Annotated in this window: 22 protein-coding genes and 2 pseudogenes; 12 read left to right on the forward strand and 12 right to left on the reverse strand. The window is 39.7% G+C overall.

Annotation, left to right across the window (positions count from 1 at the left end; genetic code table 11):
- Positions 1 to 6 precede the first annotated feature (6 nt).
- A complete protein-coding gene (gene arfB, locus PGX00_RS21985; RefSeq protein ID WP_272140595.1) occupies positions 7 to 426 on the reverse strand; it encodes an alternative ribosome rescue aminoacyl-tRNA hydrolase ArfB in 420 nt (139 codons plus the stop codon).
- Positions 427 to 513: 87 nt separating this feature from the next.
- On the opposite strand from arfB, the gene PGX00_RS21990 reads away from it, so the two are divergent.
- Positions 514 to 1,116 carry a beta-phosphoglucomutase family hydrolase gene (locus PGX00_RS21990; RefSeq protein ID WP_272140597.1) on the forward strand — a complete coding sequence of 201 codons (603 nt, stop codon included), beginning with the start codon at positions 514 to 516 and terminating at the stop codon, positions 1,114 to 1,116.
- Between the two features lie 74 nt (positions 1,117 to 1,190).
- Here PGX00_RS21990 and PGX00_RS21995 read toward each other — a convergent pair whose 3' ends face one another.
- Positions 1,191 to 1,664, reverse strand: coding sequence for an FKBP-type peptidyl-prolyl cis-trans isomerase (locus PGX00_RS21995; protein ID WP_272140599.1), 474 nt, complete (start codon positions 1,662 to 1,664; stop codon positions 1,191 to 1,193).
- A 9-nt stretch (positions 1,665 to 1,673) separates the two neighbouring features.
- Entirely contained in the window at positions 1,674 to 2,303 is a 630-nt protein-coding gene (locus PGX00_RS22000; protein ID WP_272140601.1) for a thiol:disulfide interchange protein DsbA/DsbL, read from the reverse strand.
- Between the two features lie 172 nt (positions 2,304 to 2,475).
- Between PGX00_RS22000 and PGX00_RS22005 the strand changes: the two genes are divergently transcribed.
- Positions 2,476 to 3,081, forward strand: coding sequence for an OmpA family protein (locus PGX00_RS22005; RefSeq protein ID WP_272140604.1), 606 nt, complete (start codon positions 2,476 to 2,478; stop codon positions 3,079 to 3,081).
- A 160-nt stretch (positions 3,082 to 3,241) separates the two neighbouring features.
- Positions 3,242 to 5,278, forward strand: a complete 2,037-nt coding sequence (locus PGX00_RS22010) for a methyl-accepting chemotaxis protein (RefSeq protein ID WP_272140606.1) — start codon at positions 3,242 to 3,244, stop codon at positions 5,276 to 5,278.
- Between the two features lie 79 nt (positions 5,279 to 5,357).
- On the opposite strand, the gene PGX00_RS22015 is transcribed toward PGX00_RS22010, so the two are convergent.
- Positions 5,358 to 5,837, reverse strand: a complete 480-nt coding sequence (locus tag PGX00_RS22015; protein WP_272140610.1) for a CreA family protein — start codon at positions 5,835 to 5,837, stop codon at positions 5,358 to 5,360.
- A gap of 307 nt (positions 5,838 to 6,144) precedes the next feature.
- On the opposite strand from PGX00_RS22015, the gene PGX00_RS22020 reads away from it, so the two are divergent.
- The 7 genes from PGX00_RS22020 to PGX00_RS22050 all read left to right on the forward strand — a co-directional run bounded on the left by PGX00_RS22020 (position 6,145) and on the right by PGX00_RS22050 (position 11,844).
- The gene (locus tag PGX00_RS22020; protein WP_272140611.1) at positions 6,145 to 6,654 is read left to right on the forward strand and encodes a flavodoxin; all 510 of its coding nucleotides are present in this window, start codon (positions 6,145 to 6,147) and stop codon (positions 6,652 to 6,654) included.
- Positions 6,655 to 6,894: 240 nt separating this feature from the next.
- Positions 6,895 to 7,554, forward strand: a complete 660-nt coding sequence (locus tag PGX00_RS22025) for an HAD-IA family hydrolase (RefSeq protein ID WP_272140613.1) — start codon at positions 6,895 to 6,897, stop codon at positions 7,552 to 7,554.
- Between the two features lie 432 nt (positions 7,555 to 7,986).
- The gene (locus tag PGX00_RS22030; RefSeq protein WP_272140615.1) at positions 7,987 to 8,352 is read left to right on the forward strand and encodes an NADH:ubiquinone oxidoreductase; all 366 of its coding nucleotides are present in this window, start codon (positions 7,987 to 7,989) and stop codon (positions 8,350 to 8,352) included.
- Positions 8,353 to 8,511: 159 nt separating this feature from the next.
- Complete coding sequence (locus tag PGX00_RS22035) at positions 8,512 to 8,748, forward strand: hypothetical protein (RefSeq protein WP_272140617.1); 237 nt, start codon at positions 8,512 to 8,514, stop codon at positions 8,746 to 8,748.
- Between the two features lie 150 nt (positions 8,749 to 8,898).
- The gene (locus PGX00_RS22040; protein WP_272140619.1) at positions 8,899 to 9,903 is read left to right on the forward strand and encodes a response regulator; all 1,005 of its coding nucleotides are present in this window, start codon (positions 8,899 to 8,901) and stop codon (positions 9,901 to 9,903) included.
- Positions 9,903 to 10,337 carry a PAS domain-containing protein gene (locus PGX00_RS22045; protein ID WP_272140621.1) on the forward strand — a complete coding sequence of 145 codons (435 nt, stop codon included), beginning with the start codon at positions 9,903 to 9,905 and terminating at the stop codon, positions 10,335 to 10,337. The genes PGX00_RS22040 and PGX00_RS22045 overlap by 1 nt, the downstream gene beginning before the upstream one ends.
- Before the next feature lie 28 nt (positions 10,338 to 10,365).
- Positions 10,366 to 11,844, forward strand: a complete 1,479-nt coding sequence (locus PGX00_RS22050; RefSeq protein ID WP_272140984.1) for an NAD(P)H-hydrate dehydratase — start codon at positions 10,366 to 10,368, stop codon at positions 11,842 to 11,844.
- A gap of 62 nt (positions 11,845 to 11,906) precedes the next feature.
- Here PGX00_RS22050 and PGX00_RS22055 read toward each other — a convergent pair whose 3' ends face one another.
- Entirely contained in the window at positions 11,907 to 12,137 is a 231-nt protein-coding gene (locus PGX00_RS22055) for a DUF2301 domain-containing membrane protein (protein WP_272140986.1), read from the reverse strand.
- Positions 12,112 to 12,414: a hypothetical protein gene (locus PGX00_RS22060; RefSeq protein ID WP_272140623.1), complete on the reverse strand. Its 303-nt coding sequence runs from the start codon at positions 12,412 to 12,414 to the stop codon at positions 12,112 to 12,114. Before PGX00_RS22060 ends, PGX00_RS22055 begins: the two co-directional genes overlap by 26 nt.
- A gap of 480 nt (positions 12,415 to 12,894) precedes the next feature.
- Here PGX00_RS22060 and PGX00_RS22065 point away from each other — a divergent pair, with 480 nt between their 5' ends.
- Positions 12,895 to 13,938, forward strand: a complete 1,044-nt coding sequence (locus PGX00_RS22065) for a GMP reductase (RefSeq protein WP_272140626.1) — start codon at positions 12,895 to 12,897, stop codon at positions 13,936 to 13,938.
- A 122-nt stretch (positions 13,939 to 14,060) separates the two neighbouring features.
- Here the strand turns inward: PGX00_RS22065 and PGX00_RS22070 are convergent.
- Positions 14,061 to 14,219, reverse strand: a pseudogene (locus PGX00_RS22070) (site-specific integrase); the annotation flags it as partial.
- A gap of 144 nt (positions 14,220 to 14,363) precedes the next feature.
- On the opposite strand from PGX00_RS22070, the pseudogene PGX00_RS22075 reads away from it, so the two are divergent.
- Positions 14,364 to 14,942: pseudogene (locus PGX00_RS22075) on the forward strand (IS6 family transposase); the annotation flags it as partial.
- A 77-nt stretch (positions 14,943 to 15,019) separates the two neighbouring features.
- On the opposite strand, the gene PGX00_RS22080 reads toward PGX00_RS22075, so the two are convergent.
- The 5 genes from PGX00_RS22080 to PGX00_RS22100 all read right to left on the reverse strand — a co-directional run bounded on the left by PGX00_RS22080 (position 15,020) and on the right by PGX00_RS22100 (position 20,082).
- Entirely contained in the window at positions 15,020 to 16,225 is a 1,206-nt protein-coding gene (locus tag PGX00_RS22080) for a patatin-like phospholipase family protein (RefSeq protein WP_272140628.1), read from the reverse strand.
- Between the two features lie 199 nt (positions 16,226 to 16,424).
- Positions 16,425 to 17,630, reverse strand: coding sequence for an alpha/beta hydrolase (locus PGX00_RS22085; protein ID WP_272140630.1), 1,206 nt, complete (start codon positions 17,628 to 17,630; stop codon positions 16,425 to 16,427).
- Positions 17,631 to 17,682: 52 nt separating this feature from the next.
- Positions 17,683 to 18,657 carry a DUF2860 family protein gene (locus PGX00_RS22090; RefSeq protein ID WP_272140632.1) on the reverse strand — a complete coding sequence of 325 codons (975 nt, stop codon included), beginning with the start codon at positions 18,655 to 18,657 and terminating at the stop codon, positions 17,683 to 17,685.
- A gap of 504 nt (positions 18,658 to 19,161) precedes the next feature.
- Positions 19,162 to 19,818, reverse strand: coding sequence for a hypothetical protein (locus tag PGX00_RS22095; RefSeq protein ID WP_272140634.1), 657 nt, complete (start codon positions 19,816 to 19,818; stop codon positions 19,162 to 19,164).
- A 69-nt stretch (positions 19,819 to 19,887) separates the two neighbouring features.
- Positions 19,888 to 20,082, reverse strand: a complete 195-nt coding sequence (locus PGX00_RS22100) for a helix-turn-helix domain-containing protein (RefSeq protein WP_272140636.1) — start codon at positions 20,080 to 20,082, stop codon at positions 19,888 to 19,890.
- Positions 20,083 to 20,612 lie beyond the last annotated feature (530 nt).

A 20,612-nucleotide genomic window follows, 5' to 3' on the forward strand; every position in this document is an offset into this window, starting at 1 on the left:
CGGCGTTTAATCATATGCTGATGGTCTGCCACGCAGCGCTTTGGTTTTTCCTTTAAGTACTTTTTTGTCTACTCTTTTTCGTTGAGATGAACGTGTTGGTCGAGTAGCTCTGCGTGCTTTATCTATATGAGAAACGGATATGATAAGTTCTTTCAGTCTATTAAGAGCATCTTCTCGGTTTTTCTCTTGAGTCCGAAATTGTTGGGCTTTAATGATGATCACCCCTTCTTTGGTAATTCGGCTGTCTTTCATATTTAATAAACGCTGTTTATAGAAATCGGGAAGTGTCGAATGTATAACGTCAAATCGCAGGTGTATCGCACTTGCAACTTTATTTACGTTTTGACCACCTGCACCCTGTGAGCGTATAGCGGTTAGTTGAATTTCCCAGTCGGAAATTTCGACAGTGTTTGAGATTTTTAGCATTCATGTTTCCGTAGATTTAATAGATTCTCTGTTGTTTGAAATATGGTAGAGTTTTGTGATAGTTAACAATTTTACAGGAAAAGTAGGATGAATATTGATCTTTCCCAATATGAAGGTGTGATTTTTGATATGGACGGTACGTTAATTGACACTATGCCAGCACATCTTGATGCATGGGAGACAACTGCCACGGAGTTTGGCTTTCCGTATGACAGAGATTGGATTCACGGTTTAGGGGGCAAACCAAGCCCTGCAATAGCAAGAGAAATTAGTATTCGCTACGGTGTCGAATTAGATTATCAGGCGGTCGCAAACTTTAAAATGACTACGTTTTCGTCTTTGGAAGAGCAGGGCAATGTTATTCGTCATACGTTTGATGTACTTAAGAAGGTTCATGGAAACAAAAAACTGGCGCTTGGTACCGGAAGTCAAAGACACAATGCGATAAGGCTGTTAGAGGAGCGTGATTTAATGGCTTATTTTGACTCTATTGTCACTGCATCGGATGTTGTTAATTTTAAACCGTGCCCAGATACCTTCGTACAAGCTGCGCAAAACATGGGATTAGAACCAGCATCTTGTGTTGTATTTGAAGATACAGAGTTAGGAAAACAAGCTGCACATGCAGCGAAGATGGATTGCATTTTAGTTCTTGCTGATGGATTTGAACTACGTCCATTTACTGGATAAGAAAAAAGCAATACAAAAAACAATAAGCCATTTTAAAGGCTTATTGTTTTGAGATACTAATTTATATTGTATCGTTATTGTATTTCGAGCAATTCAACATCAAAAATTAGAGTAGAAGAAGGAGGAATAGGTCCCGTCCCGTTTTTCCCATAGCCGAGAGTGCTCGGTACAAACAGACGTATTTTTTGCCCAACAACCATTGTTTGGACACCTTCTTGCCAACCTTTAATTACCTGATTTAGGCCGAAAGATATAGGCTCATTTCGTTCTACTGAACTATCAAAAACGGTACCATCGATTAATGTGCCATGGTAATGGACTTTGACTTTGCTCGTTGCTGTCGGGTGCTCGGTTCCGGTGCCTTCTTGCAATATTTTGTACTGAAGACCGCTTTCTGTCGTTATTACACCTTCTTCTTTAGCGTTACTCTCTAAAAATGTTTGTCCGGTAGTAAAGTTTTCGTCGGCAGCCTTGTGATTGTTCCATGTGCGATAGATAAAAAACGCGGCAAGTACAAAAATAACGATAGGAAAGATAATTTTAGACACAAGAGTTCCTTATGATTCAGATTTAGATAGTAGGTAGTTAATGGTGGCCGCAAGATCTGGTATATCTTTGTGACCTTCAGAGATAAGTAAATATTTACCGTTGATAATAAAACTAGGTACAGAGTTGATATCTGCTTTTCTTGATACTTCGTCGGCAAATGTCAAATGCTGCTCCATGTCACTTACGTGTGAATTATCAAAATTATACGGGCTGATCAGACCTCGAGATACAAAAACCTCTTCAATTCGAGCTTGTTTTTGCTCCATTGTGCCTTCTTGCTGCTGTACAACTTCAAATAAGGCTGCCATCAAGTCGTGGTCTGGCTGTTTATCTAATTGCATCACGGCAGCATAATAAAGCATGGCACTAACTTGTGCACTTTGATTAAATGTGACGTGTACTTTGCCGATTTTTTGATTGGTAAGGGATTCAATTTCAGGTAACGAAGCCTCCATATTACGACAATGACCACAGGTTAAAGAAAAAACTTCAGTAATAGGGGCTAGCTTTAGTGAAGATAAGTCGTTTGGTAACACACTGTATTGTTTGCCAAGCTCAGGGGTATTGTTGTCACTACAGGCTACAGTGAACAAAGTGAAAACCACCAAAAGAAAAGATTTAGTAATATTAATTAACATGCAAAAGGCCGATGAGTGGAATATACGGCCAATTCTACAGTCTGGACGCAGCTTAGAAAAGAACCCGATAATAAAATTGGACTAACTTTAAGAAATAATTGTATATGCTATAAAGAAATAGAGATTTAAGCCGATATATTTTTGATAAGAACGTTTTTTCTTGGATGATGGTATGAGATTGATAGTCAGTGTGTTTATCGTAGCGTTAGTTGGCTGTGGGGCAATGGAAGAGTATTCAACACTCGATGTTGCTCCTCTAAGTGACGACCAATTACGCCATCCTGAGTGGGCAGAAAATAGCACTTCCACTGCAAATCAAAATGCAGTTGAAGGTCCTTATGGTCAAAGACGAAGTGACAATATGGACTCACTGGTGAACTTTCTATCTCAGCAAGGTATTGCCTATGAAGTACTTTCTGGTGGGCATACGATGATAAAACTGCGACAAAAAATCAACTTTAATACTGGGTCCGCCTCCGTATCTCCTGCTTCTCAAGATTGGTTATCAAAATTAGGCCTATTTTTGTCAGGTTACTCTAATGTGGACATCGTAATAGATGGGCACACTGATAATACTGGCAACCTTTCAAATAATGAGCTTTTATCCCAAAAACGAGCTTCTGAAGTTAAGTTGCAGTTACTTAACAACTCGATCCATCCCAATAATGTCTTTACCCGAGGTTATGGTGAATATATGCCGGAGTGTACAAACGGGACCAACTCGGGCAAAGCTTGTAATCGCAGAGCGGAATTGACATTAATCTTGGCTGATTACTAGAAATGCGACTTTAGATTACTGACTTATTGATAGTTTCAATGTTTATGTCGTAATATATATGCATCCCAAATGCATCATTGGGTGGTTACAAATATAATAATAGGATGCAACAACAAAGAAAAACCTTCGATTCAAAATACAATATTCAAAGAGAACTCAGATGGTGAACTATAAAAATACAGGTGTTGGCTTTCAACTTAGGTTGATCATATCTGTTTGTCTTATTATTGCATTCGTGATAATTGGTGTCGTGGCATACAAGAATGCATCTAAAGTACTATTCGATAAAACATTAACCGAACATCAAAATCGTATTGAATCACTTTCACAAGTTTTAGAAGGTGAATTTAATACACTTTTGTCCAGTGCAGAAAAGCTTGAATCTGCGTTTAGAAATGGCTATTTGTCTGGCATCTACCTAGAAACTTCAGAAGTAGAATTTAAAGGGCATATGTTCCGTGACATAACCCATTTTGGAGAGTCATTGATAGGCGACACCAAGCTTGTGGATGCGTTTACTCGTGATACTGGTGCCATCGCAACACTTTTTGCCCCTTCTGGCGATGACTTTATTAGAGTATCTACATCGTTAAAAAACCAGGCCGGTGAGCGCGCGACGGGGACATTGTTAGGCAAAAACCACCCTGGTTATAATAACCTTGTAAATGGGAAACCGTTTTATTCTGAAGTAGAGTTATTTGGTAATCTTTATCTAACCTACTATGCACCAATTATTTCTAGTGACAGCACTCTGTTAGGCCTGTCGTTTATTGGCTTGCCAGTTGATCAAGTGACTCAAGAGGCTTTTTCTAAACTTGGCAGGATCACTTGGGGCGATACCGGTTATACCTTTATTGTTGATAACGAAGATGATCATCGAGGGGAGTTTTTATTCCACCCGAAATGGAAAAAATCGGATCCAGTGATACAAAGGTTTGTTGATGCAGATGGAAATCAACCTTTAAAAGACATTTTCAATGAATCAACGGGCGTCGCTATATACCCGCATACAGTGAGTGGGCAAACCGGTGACAAATACGTTGTGTATACGGACGTTGCGGGTTGGAATTGGAAGATTCTTGGTGGTACCTATGTTGATGAAGTAACCAAAGAAAGCGCTGAGTTACTTAAAATCATCGTAGTCGTTTCTGCTTTAGTCGGCGTATTTACTTTCTTGATAGTTACTTACTTTCTAAATCGAAGAATTGTCAAACCGTTAGTTCAATTGACAGGAAGTGTAGAAAGGCTTGGGAAAGGTGAAGTAAGTCTTAAAATCAAAAGCGAAGACAGTAACACAAAGAATGAAATTTTCCGTTTAACTAATGGTGTATCTACGATGGCATCCCAGTTGGACAGCTTGGTCTCTGAAATTAGACAGACAAGTGATTTGGTATCTTCCCAAGCACAGAGTGTGTCAAATGATGCGAATCAATCATTGCAACAATCGGAAGCACAACAGATGCGCGTTGAACAAGTCGTCACCGCGATTGAAGAAATGGCAACATCAGCTCAGTCGGTTGCAGAGCAAGTGGAAAGTATTGCTCTTAACGCAAAAGAGGCCGATGAGTCTAGCCAGTCGGGTATGTCTTTAGTCGAAAAAATGTGTATTGATATTTCAGATCTTAATGACTTGTTAGATAGCTCCGCCGAAGCGATAGAATCCGTTGCTAAAGAGAGCGAAAGTATACAAGCAGTAACGAAAATGATCGATGAAATTGCAGACCAAACTAATCTCTTAGCATTGAATGCAGCCATTGAAGCTGCTAGAGCCGGAGAACACGGTAGGGGCTTTGCGGTAGTCGCTGATGAAGTAAGAACACTTGCCCATAGAACGCAAAATTCTGTACAAGAAGTAGTATCTATTATTGGCCATTTAAAAACGTCAACATCAGGGGCTGTTGAATTGATGAAGACAAGTCAGGAAAACGCGAACTTAGTTATTGAACAGGCGGGTGAAGCAGGAATGGCATTGGAATCGATAGTTGAGCAAGTAGGTTCTATATCGTCTCAATCAGAAACCATCGCTGCAACCTCAGAAGAGCAAGCGCAAGTTTCGCAGGAAATAGCCGAAAATGTATCCGATATTAGTGAATTGAATGAGCAAACTCGAGACGTTTCGTCACAAACATCGCAAAGCTCCGAGACCCTAAAACGCCAATCAAGCGACTTAAAACATCAAGTGGATTTTTTCAGTTAATAGTTAGGTTAGACAATAGAATGTTATTAAGGGATTGGTTATGGCCAATCCCTTATTTTTTTAGAAAAAGGTAAAGCCTTTATTGAGCCACTGTCGTTTGTGTTGGTTCAATATATGCTTTTGTTCCCCAAAGTGGCACAGTAGAAAGACTATGTTTGAAACTTCCTTCGGTCTCTTTGGTTGTATAAGACAAGTAGAGTAGGGTCTGGTTTTCTGCATCGTAGATGCGTCTAACTTTCATCGTTTTGAAGAAGATACTTTTAGATTGTTTGAAGACAACCTCTCCGGATTTACTTTTATCTATAGTTGCGATCATCTCAGGCGTAATTTCGCCAGTTTGACGACAGGAAATAGAACTATCGCTAGGGTCAGAGAAGCTAAGATTTGCTTCGATAGAAGCGATATGGCAAGTCACACCAGAAATTTTATCATCGTCCAAGTTGGATATTTTAATGTCTTTCAAGGTAAACCAGCCAAGCCCTACATCACCTACTTCGTTGTCTGAGCAGCCTACAGCTAACAATGCAACCATACTGGCGACTAAAATTCGTTTTTTCATCATCAATCCTAGATCTGAACATAATGAATAAGTCTAACATACAGAGCCTCATTATTAATCTCTAAAAAACAAAGAGTAGACAAACACTAAAAGTGTAGGCTAACTTGCGATTCGATTGGTGTTTACCGTAATTGGAGTAAATAGATAAAAATGAAGCTCCAATTAAGACAGATAAACGGTCGGGTACTTGTTGATGACATTCATGCTCTGTATGCTGTGTTCTTCTAACTCAGGCTCAAGAATGTGTAGTCGCGATTTATACGAGATTTGAGAACAATACCGCTCATTAGATTTGAATTAAATTAATATGATTTCAAAAATAGAATTAGTTGAAAAAAAACACCGCTGGTTATTAGCCCAAGTTGACGTTGATTTTCCAACCCCAGAGAGCATTTTGGGCAGGGATTTATATATTGAACGAGAGAAATCAACACAATATAGAGAATTAGCATCACTAAACACCGAGCATCAAATCGAGTCAGTGTTAGATGAGGTTTATTTAGTAGATTTCCATAGATTAACGATAATGTTTGCTCAATTACAATCCAAATTCTGGCTAGAGACAAAAGAACAAAATCATGTGTTGGAGTTTTTTGCTCAGATTGTTCTTTCAGAAAGCCACGATTTATATGTAGGGTTCAAATCGACTCATGCAATTATTTGTGGTATTGCAACACGGTCTAACCAAGAATTGTTGATATCAGATTTAATTTCTGAAGATGCTAATCCTATTGCCATCGATCATTTTATCAACTCGATTGTAAAAAGGTACGTTAAACAAGAATCTATTAGCAAAGTAATAGTACCTATCGCTTAAATTTTTTCGTTTGTTTTTTAGTCGTTATTTCTCTATTAAAGTGATCGGTCCTAAACTTCCTACGATAATAACGTGCCTGACCGCCATTCTTCCTTGTTACTTCTTGTTCTTTCTTTTTCTCAACTCATTATTAGAAGATAGTAAATCAGACGATTCTACTGCGAAACAGATAAAAAGCTGTTTCGATAGTGGCCATAGATACGTCATAATCTTTGTTAAACAACGCATGCAGGGGGCTCAATGGGGCAGATTATAAGCAACACTAAGTGTGTTATTTTTGACTGTGACGGCGTTCTAGTCGATAGCGAAAAGTTATGCTGTAAGGCCTTAGTAAATGTGTTCTCCACCTATGCAGAAAAGTTTGATTTTGAAGACTGCATGAAACACTTCGAAGGTGGCAAAGTAGCCGATATTTTAACAGCAACAATGGAGCGTCTTAACATTAATGTCTCTTTAGATGTTGTAGAACCTATATATCGAGAGCAAGTACGGCATCTATTTAGTAACGAATTACAGCCAGTCAGTGGGATTAACCCATTACTTGATCGCTTAACCGAGAAGGATATTCAATATTGCGTTGTTTCAAACAGTCCAAAGAATAAAATTGAGTCTTCACTTGAAATGACCGGATTGCTCCAGCGGTTTGAAGGTAAGGTTTATTCTGCTTTTGAAGCGAACAGTTGGAAGCCAGATCCTGATTTATTACTTTATGCTGCAATGAGCATGGGGTATTCCCCAAGCGAATGTGTGTACATTGATGACACAGAAAAAGGCGTCATTGCCGGTCTCAACGCAGGTATTCAAACTATTCACTTTAAATCGAGTATATATAGCCCGTTAATTGACGGTGACACCATAGAAATTGAAAGTATGACTGAGCTTGACGATTTAATTAGTTAAAAGAAGGGTTGAGGCTGACATTGTCGTTTGATATGAAAAAACGACCACGAATTACGCTTAGTTTCCGCGGTCGTATTTAGTCATCGTTATTTCAAAAACCAGCATTGTGCTGGTTTTTTTGTTTTTATACTTAAGACAACCAAAAGTGTAAGGGTTTTGTAACGAATGACATAAATAATTACAAATTAAGTGTAAAAAATATGCTGTTACAATTACTTAACTTATTTCTATTGGTGGATAAATAAGTCGTAATAACAGATTGTTACAGATGATTTATGTTAATTAAATGTAATTAATAACGTGAGTAAATAAAAGGTTCAGAGATATTTGCATAACAGGGGTTGTTTTTTGAACGAAAACAGGCAAAATGCTCTGGAAAATAAGATTCCATTTATGAAAGGATGCCCTAAGTAGTCGTATGAGAGGTAAATTATGAAACTTTTTCTGGTTTTGATGGCTTCAATTTCTGCCGGTGTAGTATCAGCGGATCACTTGCATTCTTTTATGTTGGGTTTGACTGTCGCATCGTTAGCCGTCGGTAGTTGTTATTGGTTTGCATTTAGGACGACACGTTTTCCTGAGTTGGCCTTATTGCTGTTGTTGTGTGGCATTTTTTCAAAGCTGATAATCACCACCATTGGTATTGCTATTGGTGTGCACACATCAATAATCACTTCCCCATTAGTTTTTGCATTGTCTTACCTGTTTTTCTCTTTGGTGGTTACCTTTTTGTGGTTCAGCTACCGAGACAGCATAACGAAAGTACCCGCTAATAAAGTGAAAGTAACTACAGCCTAACGTTAGCGTTTACCTAACAGCTAAAAGTCAGCAAAATGCTGGCTTTTTTTGTGTCTAAATGTCGACAAGAGAATGATTATTAGACTATGGTCCAACTGCTTTATTTACCATTCAAAGATAAAATAGTGATGTGTAAGTCGGATAAGTTAAGGATAAGTCATGGAAGGCAGTCTATTTTGGATTGAAAAAGGTTTTCTGGTATTTGGTATTGTTTTCGTGATGACAAGTATCCTTTTATACGGAAAAAGAAGTAGTGATTGGAAAGGGGTTGTAACTATGTTTTATAAGCGTGTTCCTTTATCAATTGCAGAGTATAAATGGTATCGCCTTGGCATATCTTTGGTTGTTTTCGCCGTTATACTTCGGGTGCTGGTCCTTACCCTTTGGCCACAATAAACTCGTAACTGAATAACCAAGCTAAATATTTTAATTAAGTCAGCCAAATTGAGGCTGACTTTTTTGCATTAATCGCTAATTACTGCAATGCTTTGTTATATATCTGGTAAGATATTGTTATATAAATCAGTGCAAAAATAATGGTGGTATATGTCCTATCCAGTTCTTATCTGTGATGATTCTGCTTTAGCCCGAAAACAGATGGCTCGCTCGCTACCTGCTTCCTTGAATGCCGAGATTACTTTTGCCATTAATGGATTAGACGCATTAGAAAAGCTTGAACAGCAAGAATTTAAACTTATGTTTTTAGACTTAACCATGCCTGAGTTGGATGGTTTTGGTACGTTAGAGCAGATACAAAAGCGTAAAATTGATATCGATGTTGTCGTCGTGTCTGGCGATATACAACCAAAAGCAAAACAAAAAGTTGAACAATTAGGCGCGAGAGACTTTATTCAAAAACCGATGGATAAAGAGCATTTAAAAGCTGTATTGCGCGCTCTTGTTAAGACAGAGGAAATACCTCTCGTTGCTTCCAATAAACCAACTGAACTCCCAATTTTGAAGAGGAGAGATGTTTATATGGAAGTGGCTAACGTATCTATAGGTCGAGCAGCAGATGCGCTAGCTAGGCACTTTGATGTATTTGTCCATCTACCTTTGCCGAATGTAAATATTTTCGAGGTAACAGAGTTACATATGGCACTAATCGATCTCGCTGATAATGACCAAGTTTCCGGTGTCTGTCAGGGCTTTAGTGGAGAAGGTATCGCGGGTGAAGCATTGGTTCTATTGAGTGACTCTAGCATTTCTGATTTGAAACGTTTGATGAAAGTCCCAGCAGATAGCGTAGAGCTTGAAGAACTTGAACTACTTATGGATGTCTCCAATATATTGGTTGGTTCCTTTTTAAATGGTTTGGGTCAGCAAGCTGAAGTACGCTTTTTCCAAGGACAGCCTGTACTTCTTGGTCAGCACATACCTATTCAATCAGTAATAGAATCTACATCTGGATCGTTCCAAAAAACCATGACATTTGAAGTGAGTTACAACATCGATAATACTAGTATTAGGTGTGACTTGTTGTTTATGTTTGTTGATGAATCCTTACCAATTTTAGATAACAAACTTTCTTATCTTATGGAGGATTTTTAATGATAGGGTTACCCGCTGAATTTGAGCAATTTCATTGGATGGTAGATATGGTCCAAAACGTAGACTTGGGTCTTGTTGTTTTGGATAAAGATTTTAATATTCAAGTGTGGAATGGCTTTATGATACACCACAGCGGAAAACAGGCACATGATGTTATAGGTCAGTCTATATTCGATGTATTCCCTGAAATTCCTCAAGAGTGGTTTTTAATCAAGGCAAAGCCAGTTTTTGACCTAGGTTGCCGTAGCTTTATTACCTGGAGACAAAGACCCTACTTGTTTAAATGTAGGAACGTAAGACCCATAACCCAACAAGCTGATTATATGTATCAGAATGTGACTTTAAATCCAATGAGAACTCCAACAGGAGAGATTAAATCACTGTTTCTGTCGATTCAAGACGCAACAGCAGAAGCGATGATGGACATCAAATAAGATGAAGTAGGGAGTAGTCATTGTGGTAATGCAAGCAAAAGCTTTATACACCGCGCAGCAGGTAAAAGAAGGCGAGCAAAAGTTAAGTACTGAGCTTGGTATCGAAATGTTCGAATTGATGGAAAGAGCCGGTAAGGCAGTATTTGAACATATTAAACGTTGCTATCCAAATAATCACAATATCCATATTTTTTGCGGTTCAGGTAATAACGGTGGTGATGGATACATTAGCGCTCGACTCGCCAAAGCTTCAGGTTACAACGTCACCTTGGTGCATATAGGTGATCTTAATCGTGTAAAAGGCGATGCAAAAATAGCACAAGAAAAATGGTCTCGTGCTGGTGGCAAGATAGAAACGTTGGAAGAAGTTACATCTAAACAATGCGATCTAATCGTAGACGCTTTACTCGGTACCGGTTTCGAAGGTGAACTGAGCATAGAGTATGCTCAAGTGATCAGCCATATTAATCTTAGCGACGCTGATGCGGTTTCTATCGACGTACCATCTGGGCTTTGTTCCGATACTGGTTTTGTCTCTGGGGAATGTGTCGAGGCGACACATACGGTGTCTCTTATTGGCCTGAAAAGAGGTCTTTTTACTGGGTTATCAGCAAACTATACCGGTGAAATTGTGTTTTCTGGCTTAGGAGTTTCTGATGCATTTAATAAAGAAAACCCGACTAACATCAGTTTAATCTCTAAAGCTGAAGTTAATCAACATCTCACTAAGCGTCCTAAAGCCTCCCATAAAGGAAACTTTGGACGTGTACTCTGTTTAGGTGGAGACAGAGGCATGTTTGGTGCGATACGTCTAACATCCGAAGCCTGTGCTCGCGTTGGTGCGGGTATCACAAGAGTTGTCACGCAACCAGAAAATGTATCGGCATTGGTTAGCGCACGGCCTGAAATAATGGTCTTCGATTGGCGTGGAAATAGCAATGAAATTAACGACCATCTCTGGTGGACGGACGTTATCGCATTAGGACCCGGGCTTGGTAACTCAAGTTGGGGGCGTTCACTTGTTGGTTATTCTAGAACAGTGGAAAAGCCGATTGTTGTTGATGCTGATGGTCTTAATTTGTTAGCTAAAACACCAGACTTTAATAGTCGTAGAGTGATAACACCACATCCTGGAGAGGCCGCTAAGCTGTTAAACTCAACCACATTAGAGATAGAGCGAGACCGTTTTGCAAGTGCTAAAAAATTACAGCTGAAATATGGTGGCGTTGTGGTTTTAAAAGGGGCTGGGACGGTTGTTTACGATGGCGATGCATATTGGGTATGTAAAAATGGTAATCCTGGAATGGCAACAGGTGGTATGGGCGATGTATTGACCGGAATTATAGCGGGCTTAATAGCACAAGGCTTATCTCTCGCTGTAGCAGCCCGAGTCGGCGTTTGGATTCATGCGACCGCTGCAGATATATGTGCAGAAGCTGATGGTGAGCGAGGATTGCTAGCGGCTGACTTATTTGTTCCTTTAAGGTGTTTGGCGAACGGTTTGTAGCCTAAAGATACGTCAATTTTTAGAAAGAGCGGTTGATCAAAAGATAACCGCTTTTTTGGTTTTCAGACATCATATTTAGTTTTGTCACCAATATCAAAGTGTCTCGGCATGCGCCATTTTGCAATACTTACAACTAGGAATAGTAGTGAGGATAGGGTGGCTAGTATTTTACTCGCTAAGTCTGCGTCGATCTGTAAACAAAACCATAATGCTGCGAGTAATAAAGGCTGGAAGGGTAAGCCAGGGACTTTGAAACAGAAATACTCTTTAAAGCAGAGGCCTCCAAGGGTAATAAATGCCCCCCATTCCTATTTCGGGAAAGCCTAACAATACGAAGATCAATCCAATCCATGTGGCCATTTGCAAAAGAAGTCTGAATGGTTTCATGTATATATGGAGAGACGAAGCACACATTATTGCACATATAAAGACTAGGTTTTCTATGCGGTAATCTATCGCCCACGGCAATAATGCGATAACAGGAAAACAGAACGTAAAACCTAATCGGTAGATGATAACGGTTAAATGATCGAGCCAATCCATTTCCGATTTAATATGTGGATCTGCCATAACAAACATCCTATTTGACAAAAAACATGCGTGATAAACCGTATTGTCTTACTTACTGAAAATTAATTTTTGATATAAAACAATGAAGGTCAGTTTGATTACTTAAACTATCACTTAAAGTTGACTAGTTGCGCGACGTAAAAACAGCCCATGTTGATAGAGTCGGTTTGATCAGGTAAAAGTGTTTCCTTGCATATAATTCATTGAAAAATATAACTTAATTTGAATTATTTGCGTGGCTAACGTGAAGTAAACAGAGTTGTGAATTTGGAATCTTTGTAAGGATATCATAAAAATTTTTCAATTATCAGACTTGTCAGGCCGATTTCGAGGCCTATAATACTGAAAACCGGAGCGTCTGCCAACGCTCCGGTTTTTTTGTGCCTGAAAGTTGGAAACCTTCTGCCAAAGGTAACCAAAATCGTACAAGTATTAACGCTTGGTTTAAGGCACATAGTCACTGAAACAAGGAATTGCACAATGCGTATCGAACAAGAACTTAAGCTCGGCTTCAAAGATGTATTGTTTCGCCCTAAGCGATCAACGTTAAAAAGTCGTTCTCAAGTAAACTTAACCCGCGACTTTACATTTAAGCATAGCGGTCGTCAATGGTCAGGTGTCCCAGTAATTGCAGCGAATATGGATTCAGTTGCCACTTTCGACATGGCTGCGGCCTTGGCGGAACACAATGTTATGACAGCCGTTCATAAACATTACAGTGTTGATGATTGGAAAACGTTTATCGACGGTGCTGACTCGAAGACACTGAATAACGTCATGGTATCGACAGGTACTTCAGAATCGGATTTTAAGAAAACTCAAGATATTATGGCGATGACAGATGAAATTATTTTCATTTGCGTAGATATAGCGAACGGTTACTCTGAGCATTTGGTTGAGTATGTAACTAAAGTTCGAGCCGCTTTTCCGGACAAAGTAATATCGGCTGGTAACGTAGTAACCGGAGACATGGTTGAGGAGCTTATCTTAGCCGGTGCGGATATTGTTAAGGTCGGAATTGGCCCTGGTTCTGTATGTACAACCCGAGTTAAAACAGGTGTTGGATATCCTCAGCTGTCGGCTATTATTGAGTGTGCTGATGCTGCTCACGGATTAGGTGGTCGTATTATCGGTGATGGTGGTTGTGCCTGTGCAGGGGATGTCTCTAAGGCGTTCGGTGGCGGTGCTGATTTTGTTATGCTTGGTGGAATGCTAGCAGGACATGAAGAGTCCGGTGGTGAGACGGTAGAAAAAGAAGGTAAGACCTTCATGAAATTCTACGGCATGAGTTCCGAGAGCGCGATGGCGAAGCATTCTGGTGGTGTCGCGAAGTATCGCGCAGCAGAAGGTAAAACCGTACTTATTCCGTTTCGTGGAAGCGTTCATGAAACCATTTCAGACATCCTCGGCGGCGTACGTTCAACGTGCACCTATGTAGGCGCAGCAAGGCTTAAAGAGCTAACTAAACGTACAACATTTATCCGCGTGCAAGAGCAAGAGAACAACGTTTACGGTAAAGAATAAAACTCACGGTAATCGTAAAATTTTGCACAAAACAGGGTCGCTTTTAGCGGCTCTTTTTTTGTCTAAAAAAGGGCAAGTGGCGACAAAGTGGCGACACAACTTTAAAAATTTGCTTTCAGTTATTAAGTGGCGAGTGGATTTTTGGTAATAGCATCGGCTAGGTGGTCGGGAGCGAAGTGGGCGTAACGCATTGTCATACTAATATCGGCGTGACCAAGAATGTCTCTTAACACAAGAATGTTACCGCCGTTCATCATAAAATAGCTAGCGAACGGATACTGTCAAATTAACCGATGCTAAAGCAGTATTTCCGTATGAGCATATATAAAAGACATCGATTCTCTCCTGAAATTATCCGACACACCGTCTGGTTGTACTAGCGTTTTAGCTTGAGTTTTAGGGATGGTTAAGACCTACTAGCAGAGCGAGGCATTAGCGAAAGTTACGAAACTATCCGGTATTGGTGCAACAAATTCGGACGTATTTATAGCAAGCGTCTCAAGAAAAACGCCGGTCGATTTGGTGATACGTGGTTCATGGACGAGGTGTATATCAACATTCGTGGTGAGCGTCACTACCTTTGGCGAGCGGTAGATCAGGATGGTGATGTTATCGCTATTCTTGTACAGCAAAGAAGAGATAGAAAAGCGGCAGTGCGTTTCTTTAAACGTTTATTAACTATAAATCAAGGGGTTAGCCTTTGGAAAATAGTAACAGATAAACTTTGCAGTTATAATGTTGCTCACAGTGAGCTTGTTCCAGAATCCATTCACGACAATAGCAAGTATCATAATAATCGGTGTGAAAGTTCTGAGGAACCAACAAGGGTGAGAGAGCGGAAAATGAGAAAATTCAAAAGCAGGGCACATGCGCAGCGTTATCTTAGTAACTTCTCTTCAATGTATAATATCTTCAATTTACAAAGACACTTGTGTAGTGCCGAATTTTACAAAAGTCGAAGATCGGATGCTTTTTCTACATGGTCTGGAGTCTCCGCTAGTTAATAAGTATTCAGCCGAGAAAGTGAGGCATAATTTAGTTAATTTGACAGTACCTTCTTGATGTTAGATCAATCTATGATTTAGTTTTCAAAGGGAGCACCAGGTAATAACGCTCTAGTTTTCCAACTACCAGGAGCTTCACCCATCTTACGGCCGAGCTCGACCAGATCTAACATTTTCTCTTTATCGAACATGTTTTCTGTCTCTGGAATTTGAAAGGACTGTGGAATTGCTACGTAGCGCATTTCAACGTCAAACAACTTGTTTTGATTAATCATTTGAGAGAATGTTTCTATATCTAGTATAGTTTGTAAGGTTGAATTTCTCATAATAGCAAATAAGCTTCTGGAAGCTATATCTGACCAAATTCTTTGGGTTACTTCAGGCTCAAGCATCAACTTATTGTTGATAATGACCCAAATTCTTAGCGTGATGGGTTTGTGCTCTTCAACAAACTCCAACCCTCTAGCGTCAGAGTTATACAGCCACTGCCTGTCACTTACACCGCTTACTACCTGCATCGATACTCCACCATCAACATATAAAAAATCATTAATTTCAACGGGAGGAAATGCACCAGGAAGCGCAGAAGATGCGGTTAATTTATCTACGATGCTTTCTTTGGCTGTGTCAAACGAGTTATTGTTCGCTATATCTGTTAAGTCCCAAACTCGCATCAAGCCATAATCAATATTTGTTGCTCCAACTAAAAGAACTCTATTATCCTGATCTCCAGTAGCTAGACCGGATACAAGTGTAGGCGTTATGCTGTTTGCTATGCGGCGATGTAACACGGATGCATCATAAAATGCTTCAGTACCTCCAAGAACACTAAACACTGAATTGGGCACTATAAAATCTTTTTCTGGGTTACTATACAGGCTAACAATCTCAGAGTAGGATTCTTCAGTTCCAACAAATGCAAAAGGCGCAATCAGAGCTCCTGTACTTACACCACTAACGCTATCAAAAATAGGTCGCTCCATACCGTCGCTGTTTACGTTTCCCCAACCTTGCAGAAAACCAGCACCGAACGCACCGAACTCCCCTCCGCCTGAAAGAACTAAAATGTCGTATGTTTGTTTGTCGTTTGATACATATTCGTCATAGATACGAGCTGTACTTTTGCTAGCTGCTTTCGTTAGATCATTCTCGTAGCTATTTATGTAGTTGCCAAACTCGCTATTTAGCTTTTCATTTGAAATTAGCCGTTCGGGCGTCGAACAACCTGAAACAATCCAACAAAAGGTAAAAATAGATAACGAGCGAACAAGCAAAGAATGCATTTCAATTCCCATATTCATGCGTAGCTGTGCGATTAAATATATCACTTTTAGATATTAATCGGTAGTGGACTATTAAAAGTCGTCACTGGCTTATATAGTTGGCTTATGGCTGCATAATTTGTTCGGCTCTCACCATTGCCCTTCTTTAATGCCAGTCAGTTGAACTAACTGGCATTAAAGAAGGGCAATGGATTTAGCGTTAAACGTTGGACTTAATAAACGCTATTATTTTATTTTGAGCTTCAAGTGAGTCAGGGCAATGACCTACTTCATCAGAAATAAACATCTCCCCCTCCGTAGAAAGCTCGGCTGTTCTTTTCATATCTTCGATTGGCGCCACTGGATCTTTCTTGGTATTTATCACAAGGATAGGGGTGTCTATTCGCAGTTGGCCATTAAACATCCCCTTATTTGCAATAGAGAATTTTGTTGCCATATTCTTGAAATACCTCATATCGCCAGCATCACCACCGATACGAGCAATAAAGGAATGAGCTGACATATCTGGTATGAATTTGAGAGTTGCTTGTTTACCTATAGGACCATCGACTAACGCACAACGTGCTACAACTGCTCTAAGGTCTGTTTGTTGAACTGCGAAAGGAATTAACGCAACGCCAGAGCCTGAAGAGCCTAGAACACCAATCCGGTTCCTGTCTATTTGTGGGTGGTTTTGTAAAAACGCAAATGCTGCATCGTGTGAAGCTGTCTCTTCACCAAGTTTTAAGTGGTTCCTATAATCCAGGCCCGCGCCTGGCATATCTATGGTTAAAACTGCATACCCACTTTCAAGTAAGCTTTTAAAATCCGTTTTATGTTCTATTAATGTCTTGTCTACACCTCCTGTCCAGATAATTGCAGGAAGGTTCGTCTTTGTATTTGTTGGTAGGTGCAACAATCCGGGTATACTTCTGTTATCAAAGCGCTTTAGATCAACTTTTTCTACACTTTCGCCGTTTAACTTAGCTGCTTTCAAGTACAAATCGACAGCTTTGTCCAAGGCCGCTATTTCATTTGGCTGATGCAGGTTTGGATATGAGGCAACAAGGTAGACAGTAGATGCGCGTCCATATGCGGTTGGTGTGTTAAGTGTATTTGCCTGATCTTCAAGGTTTTGTGCCGTTTTGGTAAACTCGTACGTCCAATGACCTCTGGTGTTTGGGTTATTCAAGTCGATAAGCAACCCCTCTTTGTTTGCTTTCAATCTTGCCATGGTTGTGGATATGTCTTTTTCGGTCATTCCCATAGCAATCCAGTCGTCTAATCTCAGAGAACGGTAGTAGTTCTCCTGCATAGATGCAAGTTCTGCCTTGAATGCGCTATGTGCTGTCATATTCTCTGTATTAGCCAATACATTTGATGTGAGTAGAGTAGCAACAATACTTGTAAGTAGTCGTTTTTTCATCGTTATGAGTCCCTATAATAAAGCACAGCCAATTGGCTGTGCTATCAATAAATTAGAATTTGTAAGACATGCCAACACCGAGCATTAGTTCTTTTTCGTTGTAGAAATTGATGTTAGAAGACGTAACTTCGTACCCAGCAATACCGTTAAGTGCCCAGTTTTCCCATCCCATGAACTTGTCATACTCATAGGCTGCGAATACGTCGTAAGTATTGTTATTTTGTGTCTTACCAAAAACTACGTTCTCACTGTCATAATTTGTTTTTGAGTAGCTTGCAGATAAAGCAAAAAGGTGGCGTTTGGTAAACTTCTTGTACGATAGCTCTGTTCCATACACGTTATTAGACATAGCCTCACCATCTGCTGAGAAAGACTTGTAAGTAAATGATGGCTCGATAATAGAAGTCTGGTTTAGGGAGTGGGTGTAAGAAAATTTTGCGTATAAGCCATTACCATCTCTATCCAACTGATTGATAGCTGAACCACTGTTAAGGCTGGCGCCAGAATTCTCGCCATTAACTTCTGATGTGTAATAACCAAGGTCAACGGAGAACGCCGAGTCCAAAATATTTTCATACTTTAAACGTACTGCGCTGCTTGATATATCCGCTACTTCTCTTTTTCCTGTTACAAAGGGGTCTTTCCAGGTTTCGCCAGCTACGCTAGGTAGGTAAGACGCCGCAATGGAGGAGTTTGTTCCTAGCCCAAATTTGTAGCCAGCTTCTAATACGAAATCACCAACGGCGATATCCTCTCTTGATGTACCAAGGAATACCTGATGATGGCTGCTGCGACCAAATGTGTAACGTACCTGGCCAAGTGGCGCTAGGATTGCTTCAGTCTGTGATTCCGCTTCAGTATTAAGTAGACCAACTTTGCTTTCAGTTTCTGTGTTGAAGTTGGATTCTGTAGAGGAGAAACCGGCCATTGCCATTAGCTCTCCACTAAACCCAGGTTTTGCTAGTTCTCCAGCGCCCACACCTGTCGAAATTGTCGCTGCTAGAACAGCTAAATTAAATTTTTTCATCTTGTTACCTTTTTGAGTTTTTGCAACCCAAATAAAGTGCGTTGTACTTTATTTGGGTGGTATATTGATATATTCGATAATGAGTTATCTCATCTCGGCTATATAAGTGTTCTGTTATCCACCAACGGGTTATATGTTTATCAGTGGCTTTGGTTACTACTGCTAGCTGGTGTACTTGTCTTTGATGATGCCGAACATAATGCTGAGCTCTAAATTATTTGTGTTGTCTAGTCGACGAAACTCTTTTTTCTGTGCTTTTTTCATTTGGCCTTTCCACCAGTCACCTTTTTGGGCGACTTTGTACTTACCGATAACAGAGCAGTTAGCCTCAGCTTTCTCACCTTTATTAATTTTGCCCGCTAAATGACAAGCAGTGATTTGTGCGAACAGTTTACCTGCTTTATCTGGTTCACCTGTTTGGGAGGTAAAAGGAATAGAAAGTGCCGTAATAAGTTGTAGTTTTTTTATTTAGTCCTCGAAACAGTGTTGTTATTGTTGGTGCAATTAGTCCGCATATCTTTCTTCAAATATCGCAGGACGAACACCATTTCGCCCATCGATATAGCGGTTACTGATATAAGTTTTAAGGTAGAGTTCAGCCATCGCTAAAGGTTGTTGAGGGTCTACCTTTCCTACTTCAATAAATAGATACCCTCTGTTTATCGTGACGGCCTCAATTTCCTGATTCTCTTTAAGCGGTAATCCGACTTTTCTAGAGTGATCATCCATTTCCTGGCAAATAAGCAGCAGTTGGAGTCCGAGTGTCCTTACTGCGTTCTCTACGTCGGTTATCCCTTCTCTTTGAAGGTATCGAGCAACTGCATGATCTGTTATAACAATACCTGTTTGACTGCAAGCAAGGCTAAAGCCTTTAAGACTGACAAGCGCTATTTTGATACGATTGTTTTCAACTATCACATTGTGGGCGCATAGTAAGCCGCCACGTACACCTGGATTTGTTATTTTGTTACCCAGAACACGTTGATAGTATTCAATATATTCAATATATTCAAATATGCGCTTATAAGATTTTTTACTGGTTAACTTAAAGTCAGAGCGTTTATTCTTCAGAGGTTTTGGTTTGCGCAATAAACAATTGGTGTATTTTCGTTTGAATCCACGAACGAGAGCTAAAGTGTGGCTTTCATCTATAATTTGCATTGGTAAGTTCTTATGCATAGAAACCAGAAGGTTTGCCAAATCATGATCTTCCCCAGACTTTGAGTATCGTTAGTTAAGCTTCAGATCTTTATAACTACACCCGAACACTCGAATAACCGCCTTTTTGCTAAACCCTTGCTCAACTAAAGCTCTTGCGTGACTGAGTTGTTCTGATGTAAGTACTACTCGAGCCATTTCATACTGGCGTAATTTAAACTCATTTGGTTTTAGCACATCAATTTCTATAAAAACTAGTTGATTCATTTAGTGATTATTATTAACACTACCATAAAGTGCATTGCACTTTATTTGGGCGAATGATAATAGCTTTAAATGATACTTTTCAAGTGTTTTTTGGTTATAAATCTGAAATTTACCTATAACTTATTGTTATAAATGCAATAAATATTTCCTAAGGTCATGCTTGTTTATTGTGGTTGTACTTAGGCTTAAGCACTGTTAAGGTACGATGAACTTTAAATGTTGTTTGTACCACTTGAAAGCAATCCAATTCAAAAGCAGCCAAATAAAGAACACTGAACGTTATGTGGTTTTTTAAAACCGCTTGTTACTTGGTTCGCAGGCTCACCGGGGCAGCATGCAATCAATATCTGTGTATCTAAACAACATAATAGAACTTAGGGGAAAGATACTTATGGCGAGTTCTAAAGGCTTTACGAAGATTGGTGCGAATTGTCTTACTTCGTTCATGGTTATCCTGTACATAATCTTCTAGGGCAATGGTCGAAGTTTCTATCTGGTGTAGGCGATATGCGCTTAAGAGAAGAAGACAT

This window comes from Vibrio algarum (assembly GCF_028204155.1).
Classification (GTDB): domain Bacteria; phylum Pseudomonadota; class Gammaproteobacteria; order Enterobacterales; family Vibrionaceae; genus Vibrio; species Vibrio algarum.

Bases quoted from the DNA above. Each gene is read 5' to 3' on its own strand.
- arfB (WP_272140595.1), bottom strand. From the start codon at position 426: ATGCTAAAAATCTCAAACACTGTCGAAATTTCCGACTGGGAAATTCAA.
- PGX00_RS21990 (WP_272140597.1), top strand. From the start codon at position 514: ATGAATATTGATCTTTCCCAATATGAAGGTGTGATTTTTGATATGGAC.
- PGX00_RS22000 (WP_272140601.1), bottom strand. From the start codon at position 2,303: ATGTTAATTAATATTACTAAATCTTTTCTTTTGGTGGTTTTCACTTTG.
- PGX00_RS22005 (WP_272140604.1), top strand. From the start codon at position 2,476: ATGAGATTGATAGTCAGTGTGTTTATCGTAGCGTTAGTTGGCTGTGGG.
- PGX00_RS22010 (WP_272140606.1), top strand. From the start codon at position 3,242: ATGGTGAACTATAAAAATACAGGTGTTGGCTTTCAACTTAGGTTGATC.
- PGX00_RS22015 (WP_272140610.1), bottom strand. From the start codon at position 5,837: ATGAAAAAACGAATTTTAGTCGCCAGTATGGTTGCATTGTTAGCTGTA.
- PGX00_RS22020 (WP_272140611.1), top strand. From the start codon at position 6,145: ATGATTTCAAAAATAGAATTAGTTGAAAAAAAACACCGCTGGTTATTA.
- PGX00_RS22025 (WP_272140613.1), top strand. From the start codon at position 6,895: ATGGGGCAGATTATAAGCAACACTAAGTGTGTTATTTTTGACTGTGAC.
- PGX00_RS22030 (WP_272140615.1), top strand. From the start codon at position 7,987: ATGAAACTTTTTCTGGTTTTGATGGCTTCAATTTCTGCCGGTGTAGTA.
- PGX00_RS22035 (WP_272140617.1), top strand. From the start codon at position 8,512: ATGGAAGGCAGTCTATTTTGGATTGAAAAAGGTTTTCTGGTATTTGGT.
- PGX00_RS22040 (WP_272140619.1), top strand. From the start codon at position 8,899: ATGTCCTATCCAGTTCTTATCTGTGATGATTCTGCTTTAGCCCGAAAA.
- PGX00_RS22045 (WP_272140621.1), top strand. From the start codon at position 9,903: ATGATAGGGTTACCCGCTGAATTTGAGCAATTTCATTGGATGGTAGAT.
- PGX00_RS22050 (WP_272140984.1), top strand. From the start codon at position 10,366: ATGCAAGCAAAAGCTTTATACACCGCGCAGCAGGTAAAAGAAGGCGAG.
- PGX00_RS22060 (WP_272140623.1), bottom strand. From the start codon at position 12,414: ATGGCAGATCCACATATTAAATCGGAAATGGATTGGCTCGATCATTTA.
- PGX00_RS22065 (WP_272140626.1), top strand. From the start codon at position 12,895: ATGCGTATCGAACAAGAACTTAAGCTCGGCTTCAAAGATGTATTGTTT.
- PGX00_RS22080 (WP_272140628.1), bottom strand. From the start codon at position 16,225: ATGCATTCTTTGCTTGTTCGCTCGTTATCTATTTTTACCTTTTGTTGG.
- PGX00_RS22085 (WP_272140630.1), bottom strand. From the start codon at position 17,630: ATGAAAAAACGACTACTTACAAGTATTGTTGCTACTCTACTCACATCA.
- PGX00_RS22090 (WP_272140632.1), bottom strand. From the start codon at position 18,657: ATGAAAAAATTTAATTTAGCTGTTCTAGCAGCGACAATTTCGACAGGT.
- PGX00_RS22095 (WP_272140634.1), bottom strand. From the start codon at position 19,818: ATGCAAATTATAGATGAAAGCCACACTTTAGCTCTCGTTCGTGGATTC.
- PGX00_RS22100 (WP_272140636.1), bottom strand. From the start codon at position 20,082: ATGAATCAACTAGTTTTTATAGAAATTGATGTGCTAAAACCAAATGAG.